The organism is Mycobacterium marseillense (assembly GCF_010731675.1).
GTDB lineage: Bacteria > Actinomycetota > Actinomycetes > Mycobacteriales > Mycobacteriaceae > Mycobacterium > Mycobacterium marseillense.
The window spans coordinates 3,356,033-3,375,112 of the sequence record NZ_AP022584.1; the positions used below are offsets into that span (position 1 = coordinate 3,356,033).

19 protein-coding genes are annotated in these 19,080 nt (G+C 69.9%); 8 read left to right on the plus strand and 11 right to left on the minus strand.

The annotated features are described in order from the left end of the window. Nucleotides 1-70 precede the first annotated feature (70 nt). Nucleotides 71-850: an emopamil-binding protein gene (locus G6N26_RS15425; protein ID WP_083020453.1), complete on the minus strand. Its 780-nt coding sequence runs from the start codon at nucleotides 848-850 to the stop codon at nucleotides 71-73. Between the two features lie 263 nt (nucleotides 851-1,113). Here G6N26_RS15425 and G6N26_RS15430 point away from each other — a divergent pair, with 263 nt between their 5' ends. After that, the gene (locus G6N26_RS15430) at nucleotides 1,114-1,920 is read left to right on the plus strand and encodes a L,D-transpeptidase (protein WP_083020454.1); all 807 of its coding nucleotides are present in this window, start codon (nucleotides 1,114-1,116) and stop codon (nucleotides 1,918-1,920) included. 141 nt (nucleotides 1,921-2,061) lie between these two features. On the opposite strand, the gene G6N26_RS15435 is transcribed toward G6N26_RS15430, so the two are convergent. After that, nucleotides 2,062-2,559 (minus strand): hypothetical protein, encoded by a 498-nt coding sequence (locus G6N26_RS15435; RefSeq protein ID WP_225323502.1) that lies wholly within the window; start codon nucleotides 2,557-2,559, stop codon nucleotides 2,062-2,064. Nucleotides 2,560-2,972: 413 nt separating this feature from the next. On the opposite strand from G6N26_RS15435, the gene G6N26_RS15440 reads away from it, so the two are divergent. The 4 genes from G6N26_RS15440 (at nucleotide 2,973) to G6N26_RS15455 (ending at nucleotide 6,693) form a co-directional block, all read left to right on the plus strand. Further along, nucleotides 2,973-3,311 (plus strand): DUF732 domain-containing protein, encoded by a 339-nt coding sequence (locus tag G6N26_RS15440; RefSeq protein ID WP_067175872.1) that lies wholly within the window; start codon nucleotides 2,973-2,975, stop codon nucleotides 3,309-3,311. A 153-nt stretch (nucleotides 3,312-3,464) separates the two neighbouring features. Then, on the plus strand, nucleotides 3,465-3,809 hold the full coding sequence (locus G6N26_RS15445; RefSeq protein ID WP_067175868.1) for a DUF732 domain-containing protein: 345 nt from the start codon (nucleotides 3,465-3,467) through the stop codon (nucleotides 3,807-3,809). A gap of 44 nt (nucleotides 3,810-3,853) precedes the next feature. Beyond that, complete coding sequence (locus G6N26_RS15450; RefSeq protein ID WP_083020455.1) at nucleotides 3,854-5,257, plus strand: mannitol dehydrogenase family protein; 1,404 nt, start codon at nucleotides 3,854-3,856, stop codon at nucleotides 5,255-5,257. Then, nucleotides 5,254-6,693: an FGGY family carbohydrate kinase gene (locus G6N26_RS15455; protein ID WP_083020456.1), complete on the plus strand. Its 1,440-nt coding sequence runs from the start codon at nucleotides 5,254-5,256 to the stop codon at nucleotides 6,691-6,693. Before G6N26_RS15450 ends, G6N26_RS15455 begins: the two co-directional genes overlap by 4 nt. Here G6N26_RS15455 and G6N26_RS15460 read toward each other — a convergent pair. Then, complete coding sequence (locus G6N26_RS15460; protein WP_083020457.1) at nucleotides 6,629-8,137, minus strand: bifunctional phosphatase PAP2/diacylglycerol kinase family protein; 1,509 nt, start codon at nucleotides 8,135-8,137, stop codon at nucleotides 6,629-6,631. The genes G6N26_RS15455 and G6N26_RS15460 overlap by 65 nt on opposite strands. Nucleotides 8,138-8,178: 41 nt before the next feature. On the opposite strand from G6N26_RS15460, the gene G6N26_RS15465 reads away from it, so the two are divergent. After that, a complete protein-coding gene (locus G6N26_RS15465; RefSeq protein ID WP_083020458.1) occupies nucleotides 8,179-8,952 on the plus strand; it encodes a hypothetical protein in 774 nt (257 codons plus the stop codon). On the opposite strand, the gene G6N26_RS15470 is transcribed toward G6N26_RS15465, so the two are convergent. The 3 genes from G6N26_RS15470 to G6N26_RS15480 all read right to left on the minus strand — a co-directional run bounded on the left by G6N26_RS15470 (nucleotide 8,940) and on the right by G6N26_RS15480 (nucleotide 10,695). Next, nucleotides 8,940-9,611, minus strand: a complete 672-nt coding sequence (locus G6N26_RS15470; RefSeq protein WP_067175849.1) for a GAP family protein — start codon at nucleotides 9,609-9,611, stop codon at nucleotides 8,940-8,942. The genes G6N26_RS15465 and G6N26_RS15470 overlap by 13 nt on opposite strands. 66 nt (nucleotides 9,612-9,677) lie before the next feature. Further along, nucleotides 9,678-10,352: a GAP family protein gene (locus tag G6N26_RS15475; protein ID WP_067175846.1), complete on the minus strand. Its 675-nt coding sequence runs from the start codon at nucleotides 10,350-10,352 to the stop codon at nucleotides 9,678-9,680. Between the two features lie 37 nt (nucleotides 10,353-10,389). Next, nucleotides 10,390-10,695 carry a hypothetical protein gene (locus tag G6N26_RS15480; protein WP_083020459.1) on the minus strand — a complete coding sequence of 102 codons (306 nt, stop codon included), beginning with the start codon at nucleotides 10,693-10,695 and terminating at the stop codon, nucleotides 10,390-10,392. Between the two features lie 73 nt (nucleotides 10,696-10,768). On the opposite strand from G6N26_RS15480, the gene G6N26_RS15485 reads away from it, so the two are divergent. Further along, nucleotides 10,769-12,304 (plus strand): glycosyltransferase family 39 protein, encoded by a 1,536-nt coding sequence (locus G6N26_RS15485; RefSeq protein ID WP_083020460.1) that lies wholly within the window; start codon nucleotides 10,769-10,771, stop codon nucleotides 12,302-12,304. A 3-nt stretch (nucleotides 12,305-12,307) separates the two neighbouring features. On the opposite strand, the gene G6N26_RS15490 is transcribed toward G6N26_RS15485, so the two are convergent. Then, the gene (locus G6N26_RS15490) at nucleotides 12,308-13,135 is read right to left on the minus strand and encodes a glycoside hydrolase family 16 protein (RefSeq protein WP_067175835.1); all 828 of its coding nucleotides are present in this window, start codon (nucleotides 13,133-13,135) and stop codon (nucleotides 12,308-12,310) included. A 117-nt stretch (nucleotides 13,136-13,252) separates the two neighbouring features. Further along, nucleotides 13,253-14,272 (minus strand): NADP-dependent oxidoreductase, encoded by a 1,020-nt coding sequence (locus tag G6N26_RS15495; RefSeq protein WP_179960218.1) that lies wholly within the window; start codon nucleotides 14,270-14,272, stop codon nucleotides 13,253-13,255. A 57-nt stretch (nucleotides 14,273-14,329) separates the two neighbouring features. Between G6N26_RS15495 and G6N26_RS15500 the strand changes: the two genes are divergently transcribed. Beyond that, nucleotides 14,330-14,980, plus strand: a complete 651-nt coding sequence (locus G6N26_RS15500; protein WP_083020461.1) for a DUF3060 domain-containing protein — start codon at nucleotides 14,330-14,332, stop codon at nucleotides 14,978-14,980. 14 nt (nucleotides 14,981-14,994) lie between these two features. Here the strand turns inward: G6N26_RS15500 and G6N26_RS15505 are convergent, their stop codons facing one another. From G6N26_RS15505 to G6N26_RS15515, 3 genes are all read right to left on the minus strand, one after another. Next, nucleotides 14,995-15,381: a hypothetical protein gene (locus G6N26_RS15505; RefSeq protein WP_067175826.1), complete on the minus strand. Its 387-nt coding sequence runs from the start codon at nucleotides 15,379-15,381 to the stop codon at nucleotides 14,995-14,997. Between the two features lie 66 nt (nucleotides 15,382-15,447). Next, a complete protein-coding gene (locus G6N26_RS15510) occupies nucleotides 15,448-16,839 on the minus strand; it encodes a DUF7159 family protein (RefSeq protein WP_170296247.1) in 1,392 nt (463 codons plus the stop codon). Nucleotides 16,840-16,972: 133 nt separating this feature from the next. Continuing rightward, nucleotides 16,973-18,952 (minus strand): Hsp70 family protein, encoded by a 1,980-nt coding sequence (locus G6N26_RS15515; RefSeq protein WP_163648819.1) that lies wholly within the window; start codon nucleotides 18,950-18,952, stop codon nucleotides 16,973-16,975. Nucleotides 18,953-19,080 lie beyond the last annotated feature (128 nt).

The following is a 19,080-nucleotide window of genomic DNA, read 5'->3' on the forward strand; positions in this document are numbered from 1 at the left end:
TCAGCCCGAAATTCCGCTACCCGCATGCCGGCCCGACCTTACGGCCCGGCGGTCGCACCTAACTCTTTAGCTACACACCGGCGTTGACCGGCGCGGGCGCCTGTGTCGTCGCCCCGACGCGCCTGGTCAGGTAATCGACCTGGAGATAAATGGCGTAGAGGACGAAGACCGGCAGGATCATGTAAGGGACGTTCTCCCCGACCAGCTTGAACCACAGGCCGTAAGCGCCCTGGCCGATGTCGTTGAAGCCGGTGCGGATTTCGCTGACGTAATAGACGAGGGTCCCGGTGAGCAGCACCGCGACGCCGAAGAACGTCAGCCAAAGACACTTGATCCGCGACTCGTCGGGTAAATCCTTGCGCAACAAGCGAAGCCACACGATGGTGAGCATGATGCCGACGAGCACTGCGCCGAATTCCAGGCCGAAGATCCACGGGTCGTCGCTGCGGTAGCGGGTATCGGCCAGGCCGTACTGCCACCACAGCCACCGCCACCCGGGGTCCGTGGTGGCGGTCCACAGGTTGAACGGGTGGCCGAGCAAGAACGGCAACTCATACGTCAGCTGGCTTCCCGCCGTCAGAGGGATGTAGATCAGCGTCAGCTCGGCCGCAAGCTGCAGACGCGATCGCTGCTCTCCTCGTCCCTTCCAGAACAGGATGAGGGGCAACAGCAGCACCGGGATGCCGAAGATCAGGTTCGCCGCCACATCCACCGTCAGCGTCGGCGGCAACAGCCGAGTGGCCTCGGCGATGGTCATAAGGATGAAAACGACGCCGACGACGGTCAGCAAGCCGACATAGGCGCGCTGTCGGTGCGGTGCGAACGGACGGGCAAGCTCGGGTGATTTCATGACGCAACCCCTGCTTCGACGAACTAGTGTCAAGTAGTTGATATCAGGTAGTTGACCTTATTGCCGCCACGATCGGCCGTCAATAACTTCCTGGTCGCGTCGTGTCCGGGCGCCTGATCACGAGCGCCATTGCCGAACTAAACGCCCGTGGCCAAAACGTGACCGAGGCGTGCCCAAATATCAACGTGCCGTTGCGCTTCCGCAGGTCAGCGCCCATTTATCATCCCTATTGCAACGATGTCAGTTAAAAGGGAATTGAGGCCATGCGGACGGGTGTTCGAGGTGTTCTTGCGATGGCGGGGGTTGCTGCGAGTGTGGTCGCCACGCCGGCCGGTGTGAGTCTGGCGTCGGCCAGCCTGTCGCACGGCCCGGCCGTGGCGTCGATTTCACCGGCGCGCGGCGAAGTGGTGGGCGTGGCGCACCCCGTGGTGGTGACGTTCCGCGCCCCCATCGCGGATCGGAGCGCCGCTGAGCGTGCCGTCGAGGTCAAGTCGACGCCCGCGATGACCGGCAAGTTCGAATGGCTCGACAACAAGGTCGTCCAGTGGGTCCCGGACCGATATTGGCCGGCGCACACCACTATTGCGCTGACGGTCGGCGAGGCGACCTCGGAGATCAAAACGGGTCCCGCCGTCATCGGAGTGGCCAGCATCTCGCAGCACACCTTCACCGTGAGCATCGACGGCGTCGAGGCGGGACCGCCCACCCAACTCCCGGCGCCGCACCATCGGCCGCACTTCGGCGAGCAGGGCGTGATGCCGGCCTCGCTGGGCAGGCCGGAATACGCGACGCCGGTCGGCTCGTACACCGTGCTCTCCAAAGAGCCTGCGGTGACCATGGATTCGAGCAGCGTCGGCATCCCCGTCGACGATCCCAACGGCTACCTGCTCACGGTCAATGACGCCGTCCGCATCACCAGCCGCGGCCTGTTCGTGCACTCGGCCCCGTGGGCCGTCCCCTCGCTGGGGCTCGAGAACGTCAGCCACGGCTGCATCAGCCTGAGCCCCGATGACGCCGAGTGGTACTACAACCACGTCAACGTCGGCGACCCGGTGATCGTGCAGGAATAACCCCGGCCCATTTCACGAAGCTGCGCACCCACGAGCAGGACGGGTGCGGAGCTTCGATTGTGTCGAGGGCCCATTTATCCCAACGGAACGGGCCCGCTGGTGGCAAACCAGCGGGCCCGTCCGACGGAAAGAGCGTTGACGTCAGCTCGCGGGGCCGGGGCGAACCGGCTCACCGGCCACCGGCCCACCGGTGGGCGCCGGACCGGTCGGCGCGTCCTTCACCCCAGCCATGTCGATGAGCGGCGCAGCCGCCTCCAGGGGCGCACCCGCCACCGGCCCGCCCAGGGCGATCAGTGGCGCACCCGCGGGCACCACCGGCACCGGCGGCACCACCGGCACGGGCGGCGCCAGCGGCAGCGGCGGCACGATCGGCACCGGCGCACCGAGCGGCAGCGGCCCGGGCACGGCCATGGGCACGCCGGACATGTCAGTGAGGGGAGCCGCGCACATGTCCGCCGGCGCACCCGCGGCCACGGGACCTCCGGCGGCTGGCGCCGCATCGCCCGCTTGCCCCTGGATGCACGCGTGGCCGCCCGTTATCAGCGGGGCGGCCGCCGCGTCGGGGCTCAACGCTATAGCTGCTCCGCACAACCCAGCGCCGGCAACTACCTTCATGTTGAACCGATCGACGATCGCCATCAGCGCCAACTCTCCTTTATTCACGCTCAGCTATTTCCGCAATCAATCAGTGCAGCAGGCCCGCCTAGCCGTACCGAGGCCGTCTTTTCACGACCGGGCCAATTGTCAGCAGCCGACACGCGACACGAGCCACGCCGCACCGAGCCGTTTCCAAATGGTGACGTCACAACGGTGTTACGAAACAGAACACCGCCGGAAAACATCCCCGACCTGCGCCAACGCGCCCGGGCGTGTGGCTCGCTCGGCCGGTCGCGCCGACACGCCGCCGGGCCCGCGGCCGACTTCGAATCGCGCGGACTTTTTCTTCCCGCAGGTCATTCACAGGGAAAATTTGGTGCACAAAGCTTGTCCGCGAGGTTACATAGAGGTGAACACCGTGAGAGCAACAGTTGACAGACAGAGGGGAAGGGCATATGTCACCACGTCGTCTAGCTGGCGGTTTCATGGCCTCGGCGCTGTTCGGTGCCCCGCTTCTCGCCGGCCTCGTCTGGGCCAGCCCCGCGCAGGCTGACGCGGCCAGCTTTCTCAGTGACATGCACAAGGACGGCGTCCACGCCGTGAGCGGCGGCGACGCCGCGCTCCTGGAGGCGGGCCTGAACATCTGCCAGCAAATATCGTGGGGCGCCCCGCCCGCGCAGCTCCAGGGCCTGGCGCTGCAGCGTTCCGACGAGCGGCAGGGCGCGGGCGGGCTGAGCCCCCAGCAGGCCGGCGACATCGTCGTCTACGCCATGCGCGATCTGTGCCCGAGCTAGCCATCCTGACCTAATTTTTCGCCCTCCGCGCGCATAGCCGCGCGGCCAATCTTCGCCGACTGTTCATCCGCCGGATTTTCTGCACGGCGGATCCTGCGCTGTTGTGTAAAGGTGCATCATCCACATCGCGCAGAGACACAAGGAGAATGTTGGATGGCGGCACGCAGGCTGCCCGGCCGGTTGATCGGCGCGGCGCTGACGGTGGGTCCACTTCTGGTCTCGGGGATCGTCTGGGCCGGCCCGGCACGCGCCGACCAGGCCGCTTTTCTCACCGACCTGCACAATGCCGGGATCCACGCCGTCGACGGCGGTGATGAGGCGCTGCTGCAGATGGGTGCGGATCTGTGTCAGCAGCTTTCGTGGGGCGCCTCGCCACAGCAGCTGGAGGTGCTGGCCGTGCAGCGCTCCGATGCCGACCAGGGCGCCGGCGGGATCAACGGCCGCCAGGCCGCCGACGTCGTGATCTTCGCGCTGCGCGACCTGTGCCCCAACGCCTAGCAATGAGCTAGCCGCGGTGGAGTCCGCGCTAAGGTGACACTCGAGTGAAGCTGAACGCACGGAACCTGACCGGTCTCGACATCCCCGTCCCGACCTATGACCGCTGCCAAATCGGCATCGGCATAGCGCATTTCGGCGTGGGCGGCTTTCACCGCGCCCACCAGGCCATGTACATCGACCGGCTGCTCAACGCCGGCCTCGCCCGGGACTGGGGCATCTGCGGTGTCGGCGTGCTGCCGGGCGACCAACAGATGCGCGACGCGCTGCGCGACCAGGACCACCTGTACACGCTGATCCTCAAACGCCCCGACGGCACCCGGGAGCCGCGAGTCATCGGCTCCCTAGTCGACTTCCGTTATGCGCCTGAGGATCCCGACGCCGTCATCGAGTTGCTCGCCGACCCGGCCACCCGGATCATCTCCCTCACCATCACCGAGGGCGGCTACCAGCCGCCCCTGAGTGCCGTGTTCGGGTTGGTGGCCGAGGGGTGCGACCGACGCCGGGCGCGCGGCCTGCCCTCCCCGACCATTGTGTCCTGCGACAACATCGTCGGCAACGGGGACGTGGCACGCCACGCGTTCACGTCCTACGCGGAGCGGATCAATCCCGAACTCGCGCAGTGGATGCGGGAGACGACCCGGTTTCCGAACTCGATGGTCGACCGGATCACGCCGGTCACCACCCCCGACGTGGCGCAGCGGCTGGAAGCCGAATACGGCGTGCGCGACGCCCGGCCCGTCGTGGCCGAGCCGTTTGCCATGTGGGCGCTCGAGGACGATTTCGCCGACGGGCGCCCGCCCTTGGACCGGGCCGGCGTGCAGCTCGTCGACGACGTGGCGCCATACGAGGCGATGAAGCTGCGGCTGCTCAACGCCGGCCATCAGGGCCTGTGCTATTTCGGGTATCTGTCCGGATACCGGCTGGTGCACGAGGCCGCCCAGGACCCGGAGATCGCCGAATTCCTTGTCCGCTACCTGGATTCGGAGGCGATGCCGACGCTGACGCCCATCCCGGGGCTGGCCGAGTTCCGCGGCGAACTCCTCCCCCGCTTCGCCAACACCCACGTGCGCGACACGATCGCCCGGCTGTGCGCCGACTCCTCGGACCGCATCCCGAAATGGCTGCTGCCCGTCGTGCACGACAATCTGCGCACCGGGGGCCCGGTGCGACTGTCCGCGGCGATCGTCGCGAGCTGGGCCCGCTACGCCGAGGGCAGCGACGAACAGGGACGGCCGATCGAGGTGAGCGACCGGCTCGCCGACACGCTGGTCCCGATCGCCCGCTCGCAGCGCGACGACCCGGACGCGTTTCTGGCCAACCGCTTGGTATTCGGCGACCTCATCGATGCCCCGCGCTTTCGCGAGGCCTACCGGTGGGCGCTGGACTGCCTGCACCGCCGTGGCGCGCGCGCCACGCTGCAGGCCCTGCTCGGGTACGACGAGTCATGACGCTGGTCGCCGGGATCGACTCCTCGACGCAATCCTGCAAGGTGCTAGTGTGTGACGCCGCCACCGGCGAGGTGGTCCGCGAGGGACAGGCCGCCCACCCGGACGGAACCGAAATCGACCCGGCCGCTTGGCAATCCACCGCCCACGAGGCCATCGCTAACGCGGGCGGGCTCGACGGCGTCGATGCTCTCGCCGTCGGCGCGCAGCAGCACGGCATGGTCTGCCTGGACGCAACCGGCCGGGTGGTGCGCCCCGCGCTGCTGTGGAACGACGTGCGCTCGGCCGACGCCGCACGCGCACTCGTGCGCGAACTGGGCGGGGCGCGGGCGTGGGCCCAGGCCGTCGGTGTCGTGCCGCTGGCCGCGATCACCGTGGCGAAGTTGCGCTGGCTCGCCGACCACGAGCCACGCCACGCCGACCGCACCGCGGCCGTCTGCCTGCCCCACGACTGGCTGACGTGGCGCCTCCGCGGGGAGGCCGACATCGCGGCGCTGACCACCGACCGCAGCGACGCCAGCGGCACCGGCTACTACGACGCCGCCACCGGCGACTACCGCCTCGATCTGCTGGAACTCGCCCTGCGTGGCCGCCGTCCGCAGCTGCCCACCGTGCTGAGCCCGTCGGCCGGAACCACCAGTGGCGCAACGACGTTCGCTGCGGGTCTCGGCGACAACACCGCCGCGGCGCTGGGCCTCGGCGCCGAAGAGGGCGACGTGATCGTCTCGATCGGCACGTCGGGGGTGGTGGCTGCGGTCACCGCGGACCCGGTCCGCGACGACGCGGGCTACGTCGCCGGATTCGCCGACGGCACCGGGCGCTACCTTCCGCTGGTGTGCACGCTCAACGGCGCGCGGGTGCTCGACGCCGCGGCCGCGATGCTGCGGGTCGACCACGACGAGCTGTCCCGCCTCGCGTTGTCGGCGCCGCCGGGAAGCGATGGGCTGGTGATGGTCCCCTACCTGGAGGGTGAGCGAACCCCCAACCGGCCCAATGCAACTGGTGCCCTGCACGGGCTGCGGGTCTCCAATGCGGCCCCGGCCAATCTGGCCAGGGCGGCGGTGGAGGGGCTGCTGTGCTCGCTCGCCGACGGCCTGGCGCATCTGGTCGCGCGCGGCGTCGTCGCGCGGCGCGTCCTGCTGGTCGGCGGCGGCGCCCAATCCAGGGCGCTGCGCGAGATCGCGCCGGCGGTGTTCGGCATGCCGGTGCTGGCGCCCGCACCGGCGCAGTACGTCGCGGCGGGAGCGGCGCGGCAGGCGGCCTGGGCGTTGAGCGGCTCCCCGCGACCGCCGGCATGGGATCCGCCGCCGACGCACGAATACACCGCCGACCCCTCGCCCGAGGTGGCGGCGCGCTACGCGCAGGTGCGCGACCTCACCGAGGGGGCGGCAAGTCGGGAAGCGGACGAAACACGGGAAGAATCCGGTATTTCGCGCTGAAGCTGGCGTTGTCGTAGCGGTCGTCGACCTCGCCGTCGCGGGCAATGGTCGTGGGGCCGTCGACGGCGCTGAAGCTGAATTCGGGCACCTGCAACTCGTGATAAAGCGGGCTGCGTTCGAGCCGGCCCAGCGCCAACGCGGTCAGGATCCGGGTCCTGGCCCACGGCCGGCCCGCCTCGAGGATGCGGACGTCGATCAGGCCGTCGTCCATGCGGGTCCGCCGCGCGGGTGCGAACCCGGTGGGCAAATACAGCGAATTGCCCAGGAAGAACAGCGAAGTCAGCAGGGTCTTGTTGTCGTAGCGGATGCACACCGGTTCGTCCTTGCGCAGGGTGCGCAGCATCGCGTAAAGACCCGCCAGCGGCTTGCCGATGCGCTTCTCGAGCTTTTCGCGCCGCCGCACGAACGCCGGGTACGCGCCGATGCTGACGGTGTTGAGGACCATCTGAGAGTCGTTGAGGCACACCAGGTCCACGTACGCCACGCTGCCGCACCGAATCGCGTCGACCGTCTTGGCCACGGTGTCGCAGCCGATGTCCTTGGCGAAGTGGTTGAACGTGCCGGCGGGGAAGACCGCGAGCGGGAGGCCGGCGTCGATGGCCACGCCCGCGGCGGCCGCCACGGTGCCGTCGCCGCCGCCCACCGCCAGCACCTCCGCGCCGGCGGCCGCGCCGCGCAAGATCTCCACGGGGTCGTCGTCGGGGCCCAGCTCGCGGATGTCCACCTTCGGCAACTCGGCGCGCACCTCGTCGACGACGCGGGCCCCGGTACCGCTGCCCGACTCCGGGTTGATGACCAGGACCACTCCGGCGCCATCGGGCCGCGGCGGCGTCTCGACGCGCAGCGGTTCCGTTCGCGGAAGGGCGGTTTCGACGATCGGCGGCACGAGCCGGCCGCCGATCACGGCCAGCCCGGACCCGATCCCGAATCCGGCGAGGACGTCGCCCGGGTAATGCGCGCCGGTCGCCACCCGCGACAGGCCCACCAGCCCGGCCAGCAGCGCCAGCCCGGAGCCCAGCGGGGGATTCTCCAGCCCCACTCCGACGGCGAACGCGGCCGCGCTGGCCGAATGCCCCGACGGCAGGGAATTCGACGTCGGGCGGCGGCGGACCTGCCGGACCAGGGGCACCAAGTCGTAGCCGGGACGGGGGCGCCGCCGGATGCGCTTGGCGAACTGGTTGGTGACCAGGCTGGTGGCGGCCAGTGTCACCATGCCGCGGGTCGCGCCGCGCTGCGCGCTCTGCCTGCCGGTGGCGAGCAGGGCCGCGCCGATGGCCAGCCACAGCTTGGAGTGGTCGGCCGCTCGGGTCAGCGGCGGCATGACGGTGTCCAGCAGCGGGGTGTCCGTCTCGGCGATCGCATCGAACAGTTCGCGATCCAGCGTGCCGAGTCCTCGGGTGATCTGTTTGATGCCGCGCGCGCGTCGCCAGGGCCGACTGTTCATCCGCTCCACCCTAACCATGGATAACAATTGACCGGAAAGACATGGACGCACAGGGTTATTGCACGAGATGGCGGGAGAACGCCGAGCGCCGCGGCGTGCTCCCGCACGCGGTCACCGAGATCGGCCGCCGCCACGACATCACGCGCAGCAGCTTCGCGGTCCTCGCGAGGATGCAGGAGATCAGGGATCCGGCCGGCCAATCCTTCTTCCTGCTGCCGCCCGGCGCCCGCGGGGGCGAGGCCCGCGCGGCGGTGCTGATGACCTACATCCTGAACGCCGGCACCGGCTACGGCGTGAAGGGCAAGCGGCCCACCGACTTCCCGGCCACCCCGTACAGCGCCGCCGAGGTGACCCGAATCCGCCTGCGCCAGCACGCAAACGCCTGGAGCTACGGCCGCGACGTCCCGTTCGTGCACCGCAACGGGGGTCGCCTGGTCACCACGCCCAACGGGATGCTGATGGGGCTGGGCGGCAACTGGATCCAGCGGCTGTTCAGCCAGCGGGGCGGCACGACCTGGGGCGAGGTCTTCATGGTGAACCTGGGCCGTGTCACCGACCCGGCCGAGCAGCTGCGCCGGGTCGTCGCCTCCGGGCACACTTGGTGCCTCGACGGGGACGGCGCGCCGCGCTGCACCCGCCTGGATCTGGACCGGGTGCTGCACCACGAAGAGCGGCACGCGCAGCAATGGGCGGCCCGCGGCTATCTGGGCATGCTGACCGGCTACGGCCGGGAGCTGTTCCGCGAGTTGGCCTTTGGGGCGATCAACAGGCTCGAAGCCGACGCCGGCCTGGCCGATGGCGGCTACAGGGCGTGAATCCCGTGGTAGAGCACCATCGCACCGATCACCACGAGGACGGCCGCAAGCAGGGCGGCGTTGTTGCGGTCCATCCAGTCCTTGAGGCGTGCCAGCGTGTCGTCGAGGCGGCTGCCGGCGGCCACGTAGGCCAGTATCGGGATCGCGACGCTCGACGCCGCGATGGCGACGAAAAACGCGGCGGCCGCCCAGTCGCCGGCGGCGCCGAGCCCGCTGGTCCCGATGCCCAATCCGGCCGGGACGCAGATGAGCGCCACATCCGGGCGCACCAGGGCCAGCACCGCTCCGGTGATCCCGGCGCGGGCCGGGGTGATGTTGGCGAACGACCGCATCCACGCCGGAGACTCGGCCTGGCCGTTCCGCCTGAGCCACCGGAAGACGCCGAACACGATCAGCGCCGCCCCCAGCACCACCCGCAGCCACGACGACCACCGCGGCGGCGCCTTGTCCAAGCCACCAAGCAGGCCGGAGGCCGCAACCGCCAGCGCCGTCAGCGCGGCCAGACTGAGCAGCCAACCGCCCAGAAACGCCAGGCTGCTCGGCCGCGGCCGCGGCGCCTGCAACACCAGTACCGCGGGAATGACCGTCAGTGGCGACAGCGAGATGACCAGACCGAGCGGCACCAGCCCCGTCAGGACGGTGCCCCAGCTTCCTGCCATGGGCGGCATCCTCCCATCGCCGCGCCGCTGTGCGGCCGAAACTCGCCGGAGACGGCCGAACGCGGATCAGGCCAGCGCGCGAATCCCGTTGTAGAGCACGATCAACCCGATCAGAAACAGGATCACGGCCAGCATCGCGTCGTGGTTGGCTTCCATCCAGGCCTTGAGACGCTCCAGCGTTCCCTCGAAGCGGTCGCCGGCGCCGACGTAGGCCAAGATCGGGATGGCCACCGTCGACGCGGCGACGACCACGAAGAGCGCGGCCGCGACGAGCTCGCCGCCGGCGCTCAGGCTGCTGTTGCCGACGGCCAGACCGGCCGCCGCGCACAGGATGAGCACCTCGGGCCGCAGCGGCACCAGGACAGCGCCCACCACGCCGGCGCGCGCGGGGGTGAGCGTGGAGAACGACCGCATCCAGCGCGGCATGCTGCGATTGCGGTGCCGGGTGAACCAGTGGAACGCCGCCAGCGCGAGGAGCGCCACCCCGAAGGCCAGACGCACCCACGAGGCCCATTTCGGCGGGGTCGCGTGGAAACCGCTGAGCGCCTCCGAGCCGGCGACGAACGCGGCCGTGAAGGTGACCAGCCCGAGCAGCCAGCCGCCAAGGAAGGCGAGGCTGGCCGGGCGCGGCCGCGGCGCGTGCAGCACCAGCACCGCGGGAATGACCGTGATCGGCGACAGCGCGATGACGGCCGCCAGCGCGATGAGCTTGCTCAGGACCGAGGCCCAACTTGCTTCCACGGGCAGCAATCATCGCATTGGCACGGCGCCCGCGCAGTCAGGCTTTGCGGCGCAGCGTCCAGGCCGGCACCCAGTGCGTCACGGTCTTGCGCTGGGATCCGTAGGCGACCGGATAGGTGACCAGCCCCCACCAGTCGCCCTGTTCGCAGAGGGCCCAGCAGCTCAGCCACCCCTCGACGACCTTGTGCAGCTGCAGGCCGTTGGGCTGATAGCGCCCCGAGCGGTGCGGCTCACGCGGGAAAAGCACCGTCAGGTCCACCAGCACGGCGACGGCCGGGCGGACCACCCGGAACGGGCTACGGACCGGCTGGCCGTTGTACCCGATCGATGCGAGCCGTCCCATTGATCGATCATACGTTCGAATCACGGGCCGGAGCCGGCCGATCGCCCCGGTGGGGTTCTGGCACCATAGCGGTGTGTTCAGCCCCGGCGTGCTTGGCGGCTGCCGAGCTGCCGTGGTGACGGCGCTGGACCCGCTGCTCGCCGCGGTGCTGGCCGTCGCGGTGAGCATGGCCGGGGCCGCCCGGCCCTCCTTCTGGTACGACGAGGCCGCGACGATCTCGGCCGCCTACAGCCGTTCGCTGGCCCAGATGTGGCACATGCTGGGCAATGTCGACGCCGTCCACGGCCTGTACTACCTGCTCATGCACGGGTGGTTTCAGGTCTTTCCGCCCACCGAGTTCTGGTCCCGCGCGCCCAGCGGCCTGGCGGCGGGGGGCGCGGCCGCCGGCGTCGTGGTGCTGGGCAAGCAGTTCTCGTCGCGGACCGTCGCTTTGGCCTCCGGGGTGTTCTGCGCGATCCTGCCCCGCACCACGTGGGCGGGCATCGAGGCGCGCCCCTATGCCATGTCGATGATGGCCGCGGTGTGGCTGACCGTCCTGCTCGTCTACGCCGCGCGCCGCGACACCCGGGGGGTGTGGCTGGGTTACGTTGTCGCGCTGGCTCTCTCGATCGTGCTCGACGCCTATATCGCACTGTTGCTGGGGGCGTACGGCGTCTTCGTCGTCGTCTTCCATCGCCGCCGAACCGTGTTGGTGCGCTTCGGTATTGCCTCGGCCGTCGCGGTGGGCGCCCTGCTGCCGTTCCTGCTGACGGTCGCCGGGCAGGCGCACCAGATCAGCTGGGTCGCCCCGATCGGTCACCGAACCTTCGAAGACGTGGTGATGCAACAGTATTTCGAACGCAGCCCCCCGTTCGCCATCCTGTCGGCGCTGGTGCTGTGTGCGGCGATGGTGTTGTGGCTCAGTGGGTCCGCGCGATTGGCGCCACCGCAGCGGCAGCTGTTGGTGCTCGCGGCGGGATGGCTTGCCCTACCCACCGCCGCGATCCTGACCTATTCGGCGTTGGTGCACTCGATCTACACGCCGCGCTACTTGTCCTTCACCGCGCCCGCGATGGCGCTGGTCCTGGGGATCTGCGCCGGCGCGGTGACCGCCAGACCCTGGGTCACTGCGGCGCTGGTCGGCCTCTTCGTCGTGGCGGCGGCACCGAATTATGTTCGGGCGCAGCGCAACCCGTACGCCAAATACGGGATGGACTACAGCCAGGCGGCCGACCTGATCACCGCGCAGGCGGCGCCGGGTGATTGCCTACTGGTCAACGACACGGTGACGTTCATGCCGGCCCCCATGCGCCCGCTGTTGGCGGCGCGCCCGGACGCCTACCGCAAGCTGGTCGACCTGACGCTGTGGCAACGCGCGACCGACCGCAACGACGTCTTCGACACCAACCTCATCCCCGAGGTCGTCGCCACGCCGTTGGGCCACTGCGGCGTCGTCTGGATCATCACCCAGGCCGACCCGGCACAGCCGGCGCACGAGCGCGGCGCCGCGCTGCCGCCGGGCCCCCGCTACGGGCCGACCCCGGCGTTCGCGGTGCCGCACGACCTGGGCTTCCGGCTCGTCGAGCGGTGGCAGTTCAACCTGGTTCAGGTGCTCAAAGCGACGAAATGACGGCTACCAGATGCGCAGGTAGTCGACCAGCATGGACGACGGGAACACGCCCGCGGCGGGGTCACCGGCGCCCACCCCGCCGACGGCGAGCGTGAACATCGGGGTCATCCAGTAGCCGGGGTTGTTGAACGGCCACCGGAAGTCGTCGGGGGCGCCGCCGGCGACGTGGATGGGCTTGTTCGCCACCTTGTAGTACTGCGCCCCGTCCCGGAAGAACTCAAATCCCTCTTCGCCCCAGTGCATTCGCCACGTGTGCCAGTTGCCGTCGACCAGACCGGGAATCGACCTGCCCTCCCAGGTCTTCCCGTTGGACGCCGCGTGGACGGTGGTGCCGGGGGCCCAGTCGCCGTTGCCGTACCACTCGAAGATGTCGACCTCGCCGTCGGGCAGCGGGTCCTCGTTGACGCCCCAGAACGACGGCCACAGGCCGGGGAACAGGCAGTCGAGCTTGATCCGTGCCTCCCAGGTCTGGTTGATCATGCTGCGGAAGTTGCCGCGCAGCTTGCCGCTGTAGTAGGTGTTGCTCATCAGATCGTGGGTGGCGCACAGGACGAGGTTGGAATTGCCGTCCTGGAACACGTTTTGGCGATCGTCGCGGTAGATCCCCTCCACGGGTGGGAACACGTCGTCCTGCCAGGTCTGGATGGTCCACTTGCCCGGATCGGGAGGCGAGCCCGCGGGCCCGTCGAACTCGTCGGCGAAGATGTAGGGCCCGCCGCCTGCCGCCGGCGGCGCCTGCGGCGCCGAGGGGGTCGCCCACGCGCCCGGCAAGCGCATCGCAGCCCCCAACATGCCGAGCCCCGAGATCAACATCATGCTGCGACGATCCATCTACAAACCACCCATCGTTGAAAGCCGGCTCGTCAAGCCCCGGCAAAATCTCCCCAGGCAACTCTCGCAAACGGTGTTATAACACCACGCGGTGGGGGTGTGGCGCATCCCGCGGCCTCAGCGCGCGCCGGGTTCGCTGATTTTGACCAGCGTCTTGCCGACGTTGACGCCGGTGAACAGGCCGTTGAGGGCGTCGACACACGACTCGATGCCCTCAAAGATGGTCTGCCGGTGGTGAAGTCGGCCCTCGGCCTCCCAGCCGCGCAGGGCCGCGAACGCCTCGTCGAAGCGGCCCCACTGATCCAGCGCGTTGAAGCCCTGCATCAGCGCGGTCTTGGACAACAGGTTCACATAGTTCGCCGGCCCCGGATGGTCTCCGGTCAGGTAGCTGGAGATGACGCCGCACAGCACCACGCGCGCGCGGGAGGCCAGCCGACCCAGCACGGCGTTGAGGATGGGACCGCCCACGTTGTCGAAATAGACGTCGACCCGTTGCGGGCAATGCTTTTTGAGCGCCGCGACGACATCGTCGTTCTTGTAGTCGATGCACGCGTCGAACCCGAAGTCCTCCACCACCGCCCGGCACTTTTCCGGGCCGCCCGCGATGCCCACCACCCGGGCGCCCGCGATCTTGGCGATTTGCCCGGCCACCGACCCGGTGGCCCCCGCCGCCGCCGACACCACGACGGTCTCCCCGGGCTGCGGCCGGCCGATGTCGGTCATCCCGAAATAGGCGGTGGCGCCGGTCGGCCCGTACACCGACATGATCGCGAGTTGATCGTCCTCGCCCGGGATCGGCGTGCTGAACAGGTCGTCGCGGATGATCACGTATTCCTGAAACCCGGTCAGCGTGGTGACGACGTCGCCGACGGCGAACGCGTCACACCGCGACGCGACCACCTCGCCGATGCCGGCCGCGCGGATGACCTCGCCCAGCTGCACCGGCGGAAGGTAGCTCGGCTGGTCGTCGAGCCAGGTGCGGGCGGCCGCGTCGATGCCGACGTAGGTGGTGCGCAGCAACGCCTCCCCCGCGGCGGGTTCGGGCGCGGCCGCGGTGACCATTTCGGTGTCGTCCGGTTGGACGAGCCCGGACGGGCGGCGACGCAACAACACCTGGCGGTTCGGCAAATCGGGCACGATCCCCAAAACTACCGAACGGGCCGAAAACGCAGAAGCGAATGGCATATTCAATGCATGGCAGCAAACGACGACCCGGAAGAGCGGATCCGGGAGCTCGAGCGCCCGCTCGCCGAGTCTGCGTGGGCCTCAGAGCAGGGCAGCGCCGTGTCCGCCGGCCGGGATCAGCCGCCGACCGCCCCGGGCGCCCCGCCGCCGTGGACCTTCGGCGGCCCGATTCCCGGACCGCCTCCGCGGCGCCCCTCGGGCAACCGCGCGTGGTGGATCCTGGGGACCGTCATCGCCGTCGGAGTGGTCGCGCTCGCGGGCGGCATCGCCGCCTTTGCCGCACACCAGATTTCCGGGGTGAAGTCCTTCATCACCTCGCCGCCGAGCGTCTCGACGGGCCCCGCCCCACCGACCTCCCGGCGCACCTCGCCGTCGACCTCACCCACCCCGCCGCGCGGCGCCCGGCTCAGCGTCGCCGGCGTCAACGAGAACCGGACCATCGCCTGCAACGAGAACATCGTCAGCGTCAGCGGGGTGTCCAACACGGTGACGATCACCGGGCACTGCGCCAGCCTCTCGGTTTCCGGTGTGCAAAACGCGGTCTCCATCGAGGCCGTCGAGGCCATCACCGCGTCGGGCTTCAACAACAAGGTGACCTACCACTCGGGCGCGCCGAAGATCAGCAACTCTGGCGACTCGAACGTCGTCGCCCCAGGCTGAGCCGAAACCGACTGCTACACAGGGTCTTCGGAGTCGTCGTCGAGGACGCTGACCGCGATCCCATAGGGCAGGAAACGGACTTTGCGTTTCGGGTCGAGGTTGTCCTTGTTCGCGCGCAACGCGTCGAGTTCGGTCGCATAGACCTGTTCGACGTGGGCGCCGCCGCCGTCGTCCACGGTGTAGATGGCCCACACGCCGTCGCCGGCCTCGCCGGCGGTCTCCGGCGCGGGGCGGGGGCGCCGCGACAAGTCCTCGAAGATCGTCGACCAGCCCGACCGGGCGCCGGGTGCGGCGACGAACCGGCTGACGCGCTCGAACACGTCGCGCAGCCCTTCGCTGCCTTCGCGGATCATGCGATCGAATTCATCGGGGTCGAATCCGAACCCACCGTGCTCGCCCATGCGACCTCCTCGCCAGCGCGTGCCGTCATTGCCAGTGTGCGCTCAACCGGCCGGGTGTGCCACGTGTCACGGGGGCGGGGGCGGCGCCGGTGGGGTGATGGGGATCGGCACCGTGACGAATGGGAAGTGCAGGTACATGGTCACCGGCGCCGGCCTGGGCGGCGGCGGTGCGGCCGGCGGCGGTGGTGGCGGCGCGGCGGGCGGGGCTGCCGGGGGCGGCGCGGCCGGCGGGGGCGCCGCCTTCTCGACCGGTTGCGGCACGTACTGCGGCGTCTGTCGGGTCGGGGCGCGATAGACCGGCGCCGGGGGCTTCGACGTGGCCGTGGTCTGCGGCGCCGGTTGCTGCACGACCGGCGCGGGCGCGGGCGCGGGGGCGGCCACCTCCGCAGGCGGCGCGGGCGCCGGCGGGGTGGTGCTGGGGGCGGGCGGCTGGGCTTGCGGCGGGCTGCTCGGCGGCGCGGCGGGCAACTGGATGCCCGGGGTGGCCACGTTGACGCCCGCGTTGTGCCCTTCCCCCGTCGGCTTATCCGACGTCAGCGTCACCAGCACGACCCCGGCGATCACGGCGGCGATGCCGGCCAGGGCGCTGCCGGCCAGCAGCATCGCCCGGCTCCGGCGCGGGGGTTTGTGCTCTTCGGTTTCGTCAACCTCGTCGGCCAGGGCGCTGTAGGCGCGGAAACCGGTGCCCGTGCCCCCCTCGCCCCAGACGTCGAGGTAGGACGGGCCCAGCGCCGGCGGGCTGAATTCGCCGGTACCCGGGTCCAGCGCGTAGGCCAGGGCCGCCGTCGACGACGCGAACAGCGGCGCGTTCGCCGACGCCAGCGCGGCCCCGCGAGCGAGCGCCATGTCCGGCTCCTCGGGGCCGGTGACGCGCAGCGAGGTGGTCGCCTCGATGGCGGGCTTCAGGGCAACGATGTCGGTTCCGCAGCCGACGATGAACACGCCGTCGGCCCCGGACCCGCCCGCCTCGAGACCGGCGACCATCGTCGCCAGCTCGGCGGGCGCCGCCGCGTCTGTGATCCGGCGGCGGTGCAGGTCGACGATGGAACCGTCGCCGACCTCCACGACGGCCAGCGTCGCGCTCGCGGATTCGACGAACAGCATCGCGATGCGCTCGTAGGCGAGGGCGTAACCGACCGTCTGCGCCAGCGCGGCCGCCGCCAGCAACGGCGCGACCATCATCACGTCGCCGAGGTCGCTGGCGTTGATCGCCTGCCGCAGCGCGGCGACGTCGGCGGGGTTGGTCCAGGTGACCCCGGTCGAGCTCAACCGGTGGCCGCCCTCGACCACCCCTTCGCGGGTGCCGCTGATCGCATCGATCACCCGATCGACCGCACTGCCGGCGGAGCCCACCTCGAACTCTTCTTGTTCGACGGTCACACCGTCGGCGTCTTGGCCTTCGATCGCTACCAGGCGGACCGTCCCGGGAGCCATCGACACCCCAAGCACGATGTCCACGTAACGCCTCCAAGGTTCTCTGAACGCCCTCCGAGTGAGGGCATGACGGGGTAAACCCCATCCGAACTTGGTGACACAAACGTTACCCGTGCGCGACAAGCCGCGCAGGCGGACCGCCTAAGCAGGACGGACGCTAATAACCCGGGCCCAGGAAGGGATTCTGGGAGCTCCCCGGATATGGCTGATACTGCGGATACTCATTCCCCGGATACGGCTGGTACTGCGGATACTCGTTCGACGGGTACTGGGACGGGTACTGCGGGGTCGCGGGAGCCTGCTTCTGCGGGACCTGGATCGGTATCGGCACCGGCAGCAGCGGGACGTGAATCCACTCCGTCGTCATCGGCACCGTCGTCGTGGTGCTGGTGGTGATCGGCTCCTCGCTGGTGGGCGGAGGCGGCGGTGTCGTCGTCGTCGGCGGGGGCGGCACCGTGGTGGTGACCGACGGCTGCGGCGGCGCGGTCGTCGTCGGTGGCGCCGTGTGCCTCGGGGTGTAGACCGGCGCCGGCGGCGCAGACGTCACCACGACCGGAGGCGGGGGCGGTGGCGGCGGCGGAGGTTCGGGGGGTGGCGGCGCCGGGCTGGGGATGGGTTGTGCGCTCGGCGGCGGGGGTGGGGGCACCGCGGTGGGCGGCGGTGGGGCGGCCGGAGGCGGCGCCGCGGGCTTGACGGACGGCACCGGCGGCGCGACCGACGGCGCCGGCGGGGCCTGACGGTTTTCGATCCCGGTCAGCGTGTAGGCCACGCCGCCGACCGCCGTCATGGCGACCACCGCGGACATCCCGATGATCAACTGGGAGAACCGAAGCCGCCGCCAGGGCCGGCGTTCCCGCGGCGGGTCGATGACGTTGAGCCGCATCGACCAGCCGGCCGGACCGTCCTCGTCGTAGGTTTCGCCGCCGAACCGCATCCGCAGGTCGCCGGGATCGTCGGTCTGCGACCAGGCCAGTTCGCGATCCGTGAGCGCCTCGTCGTCGATCACCAGCACATCGCCGGCGCCGAGGTCCACGACGTCGCCGGCGGCGTCGGCCGCGGCGAGCAGCCCGATCGACGTGCGAGTCCGCAGATCCAGCTCTCCCCCGCGGGAGGCCAGGAGCAACGCCCCGCAGGCCGCCGCGAAGGCCGGTTGCGATGGTGTCAGGATCGGCGTGCGCCCGTGCATCGAAAGCCGTTCGGTCACAAGCGGAATGCGCGCGCCGCCACCGACCGTGACCACCGCCGCGAGGTCCGACCAGCTCTTGCGGTAGCGCACCAGCATGTCATCGAAGGCGTAGATGAAGCCGGTCAGCCGATCCTGGATCAGTTCCTCGAGGTCGTCCTGTGTCACCGTCATGCTGCAACTGCGGCCGCCCAGCACCGCGGCGATGTCGGTGGCCATGTCGACCGACAGCCGCTCCTTGGCCGAGCGGCACTGTTCCCGGAGTTCGCCGAGCTGCCCGACGCCGGCGGTGCTGCCCGGGTCCAGGCCGCTGCCGTGGCCCAGCTCCTCGAAGGCGCGCAGCTGCAACTCCTGGTCGATCTCGTCCCCGGACAGCGCGGTGTACCGCATTGTGGCACTGACGAGTTCGAAGTCTCCGGCGATGTTCACCAGGGTGGCCGACGTGCCGCTGCCGCCGAAGTCGAGGAGGCCGACGATGCCCTCGTCGGGCAGGCCGAGCTCGGATTTCACCGCCGTCACCGACGCGATTGCATCCGAGACCAGGCGCGGCGCCATTCCGCTGCGGACGAACCCCACGTGCGTCCGCAGGGCGTCGCGCAGCGCCTGGACCGTGCTCGGTTTCCAGTGGGCGGGAACGGCGATGGAGATCTCCGACGACGCCGCGTCCGCGCCGGCGGCGAGCACCATCGCGTCCAGGGCCTCCACCGTCAGCAGCTCCGGATCGTGCGCGGAACCGTCGGGCGACACCAGCGCGACCGAGTCCCCGATGCGCTCGACGAAATTCTTCATCGGCACGCCGGGCTCGGCGAGTGGCGGATTCTCTTCGGGCACACCAATTTTAGGTGCACAGTGCGGATAAAGGGTGAGCACGCAGCGGCGGTTAACCGGCGGGCTTCCATTACGCGCAGCGACCAGGTTCGTGGTCCCGATCGACAACCCAAGTGGGTCGTACATAGAGCGAAAACCTTCGTCTATAGGGGTCGGTGGCCAGCGTTAACGATAGCCTCGGACACGCCCAAAGCCGATGCTTCGCAATGTCATTGGTATCCGCTCGATGCGCTTGCGTCACCGAAGCGGTACCA

Bases quoted from the DNA above. Each gene is read 5' to 3' on its own strand.
- G6N26_RS15455 (WP_083020456.1), top strand. From the start codon at position 5,254: ATGACGCTGGTCGCCGGGATCGACTCCTCGACGCAATCCTGCAAGGTG.
- G6N26_RS15490 (WP_067175835.1), bottom strand. From the start codon at position 13,135: ATGGATCGTCGCAGCATGATGTTGATCTCGGGGCTCGGCATGTTGGGG.
- G6N26_RS15445 (WP_067175868.1), top strand. From the start codon at position 3,465: ATGGCGGCACGCAGGCTGCCCGGCCGGTTGATCGGCGCGGCGCTGACG.
- G6N26_RS15500 (WP_083020461.1), top strand. From the start codon at position 14,330: ATGGCAGCAAACGACGACCCGGAAGAGCGGATCCGGGAGCTCGAGCGC.
- G6N26_RS15505 (WP_067175826.1), bottom strand. From the start codon at position 15,381: ATGGGCGAGCACGGTGGGTTCGGATTCGACCCCGATGAATTCGATCGC.
- G6N26_RS15480 (WP_083020459.1), bottom strand. From the start codon at position 10,695: ATGGGACGGCTCGCATCGATCGGGTACAACGGCCAGCCGGTCCGTAGC.
- G6N26_RS15515 (WP_163648819.1), bottom strand. From the start codon at position 18,952: ATGTACGACCCACTTGGGTTGTCGATCGGGACCACGAACCTGGTCGCT.
- G6N26_RS15440 (WP_067175872.1), top strand. From the start codon at position 2,973: ATGTCACCACGTCGTCTAGCTGGCGGTTTCATGGCCTCGGCGCTGTTC.
- G6N26_RS15465 (WP_083020458.1), top strand. From the start codon at position 8,179: ATGGACGCACAGGGTTATTGCACGAGATGGCGGGAGAACGCCGAGCGC.
- G6N26_RS15430 (WP_083020454.1), top strand. From the start codon at position 1,114: ATGCGGACGGGTGTTCGAGGTGTTCTTGCGATGGCGGGGGTTGCTGCG.
- G6N26_RS15470 (WP_067175849.1), bottom strand. From the start codon at position 9,611: ATGGCAGGAAGCTGGGGCACCGTCCTGACGGGGCTGGTGCCGCTCGGT.
- G6N26_RS15425 (WP_083020453.1), bottom strand. From the start codon at position 850: ATGAAATCACCCGAGCTTGCCCGTCCGTTCGCACCGCACCGACAGCGC.
- G6N26_RS15435 (WP_225323502.1), bottom strand. From the start codon at position 2,559: ATGGCGATCGTCGATCGGTTCAACATGAAGGTAGTTGCCGGCGCTGGG.
- G6N26_RS15460 (WP_083020457.1), bottom strand. From the start codon at position 8,137: ATGAACAGTCGGCCCTGGCGACGCGCGCGCGGCATCAAACAGATCACC.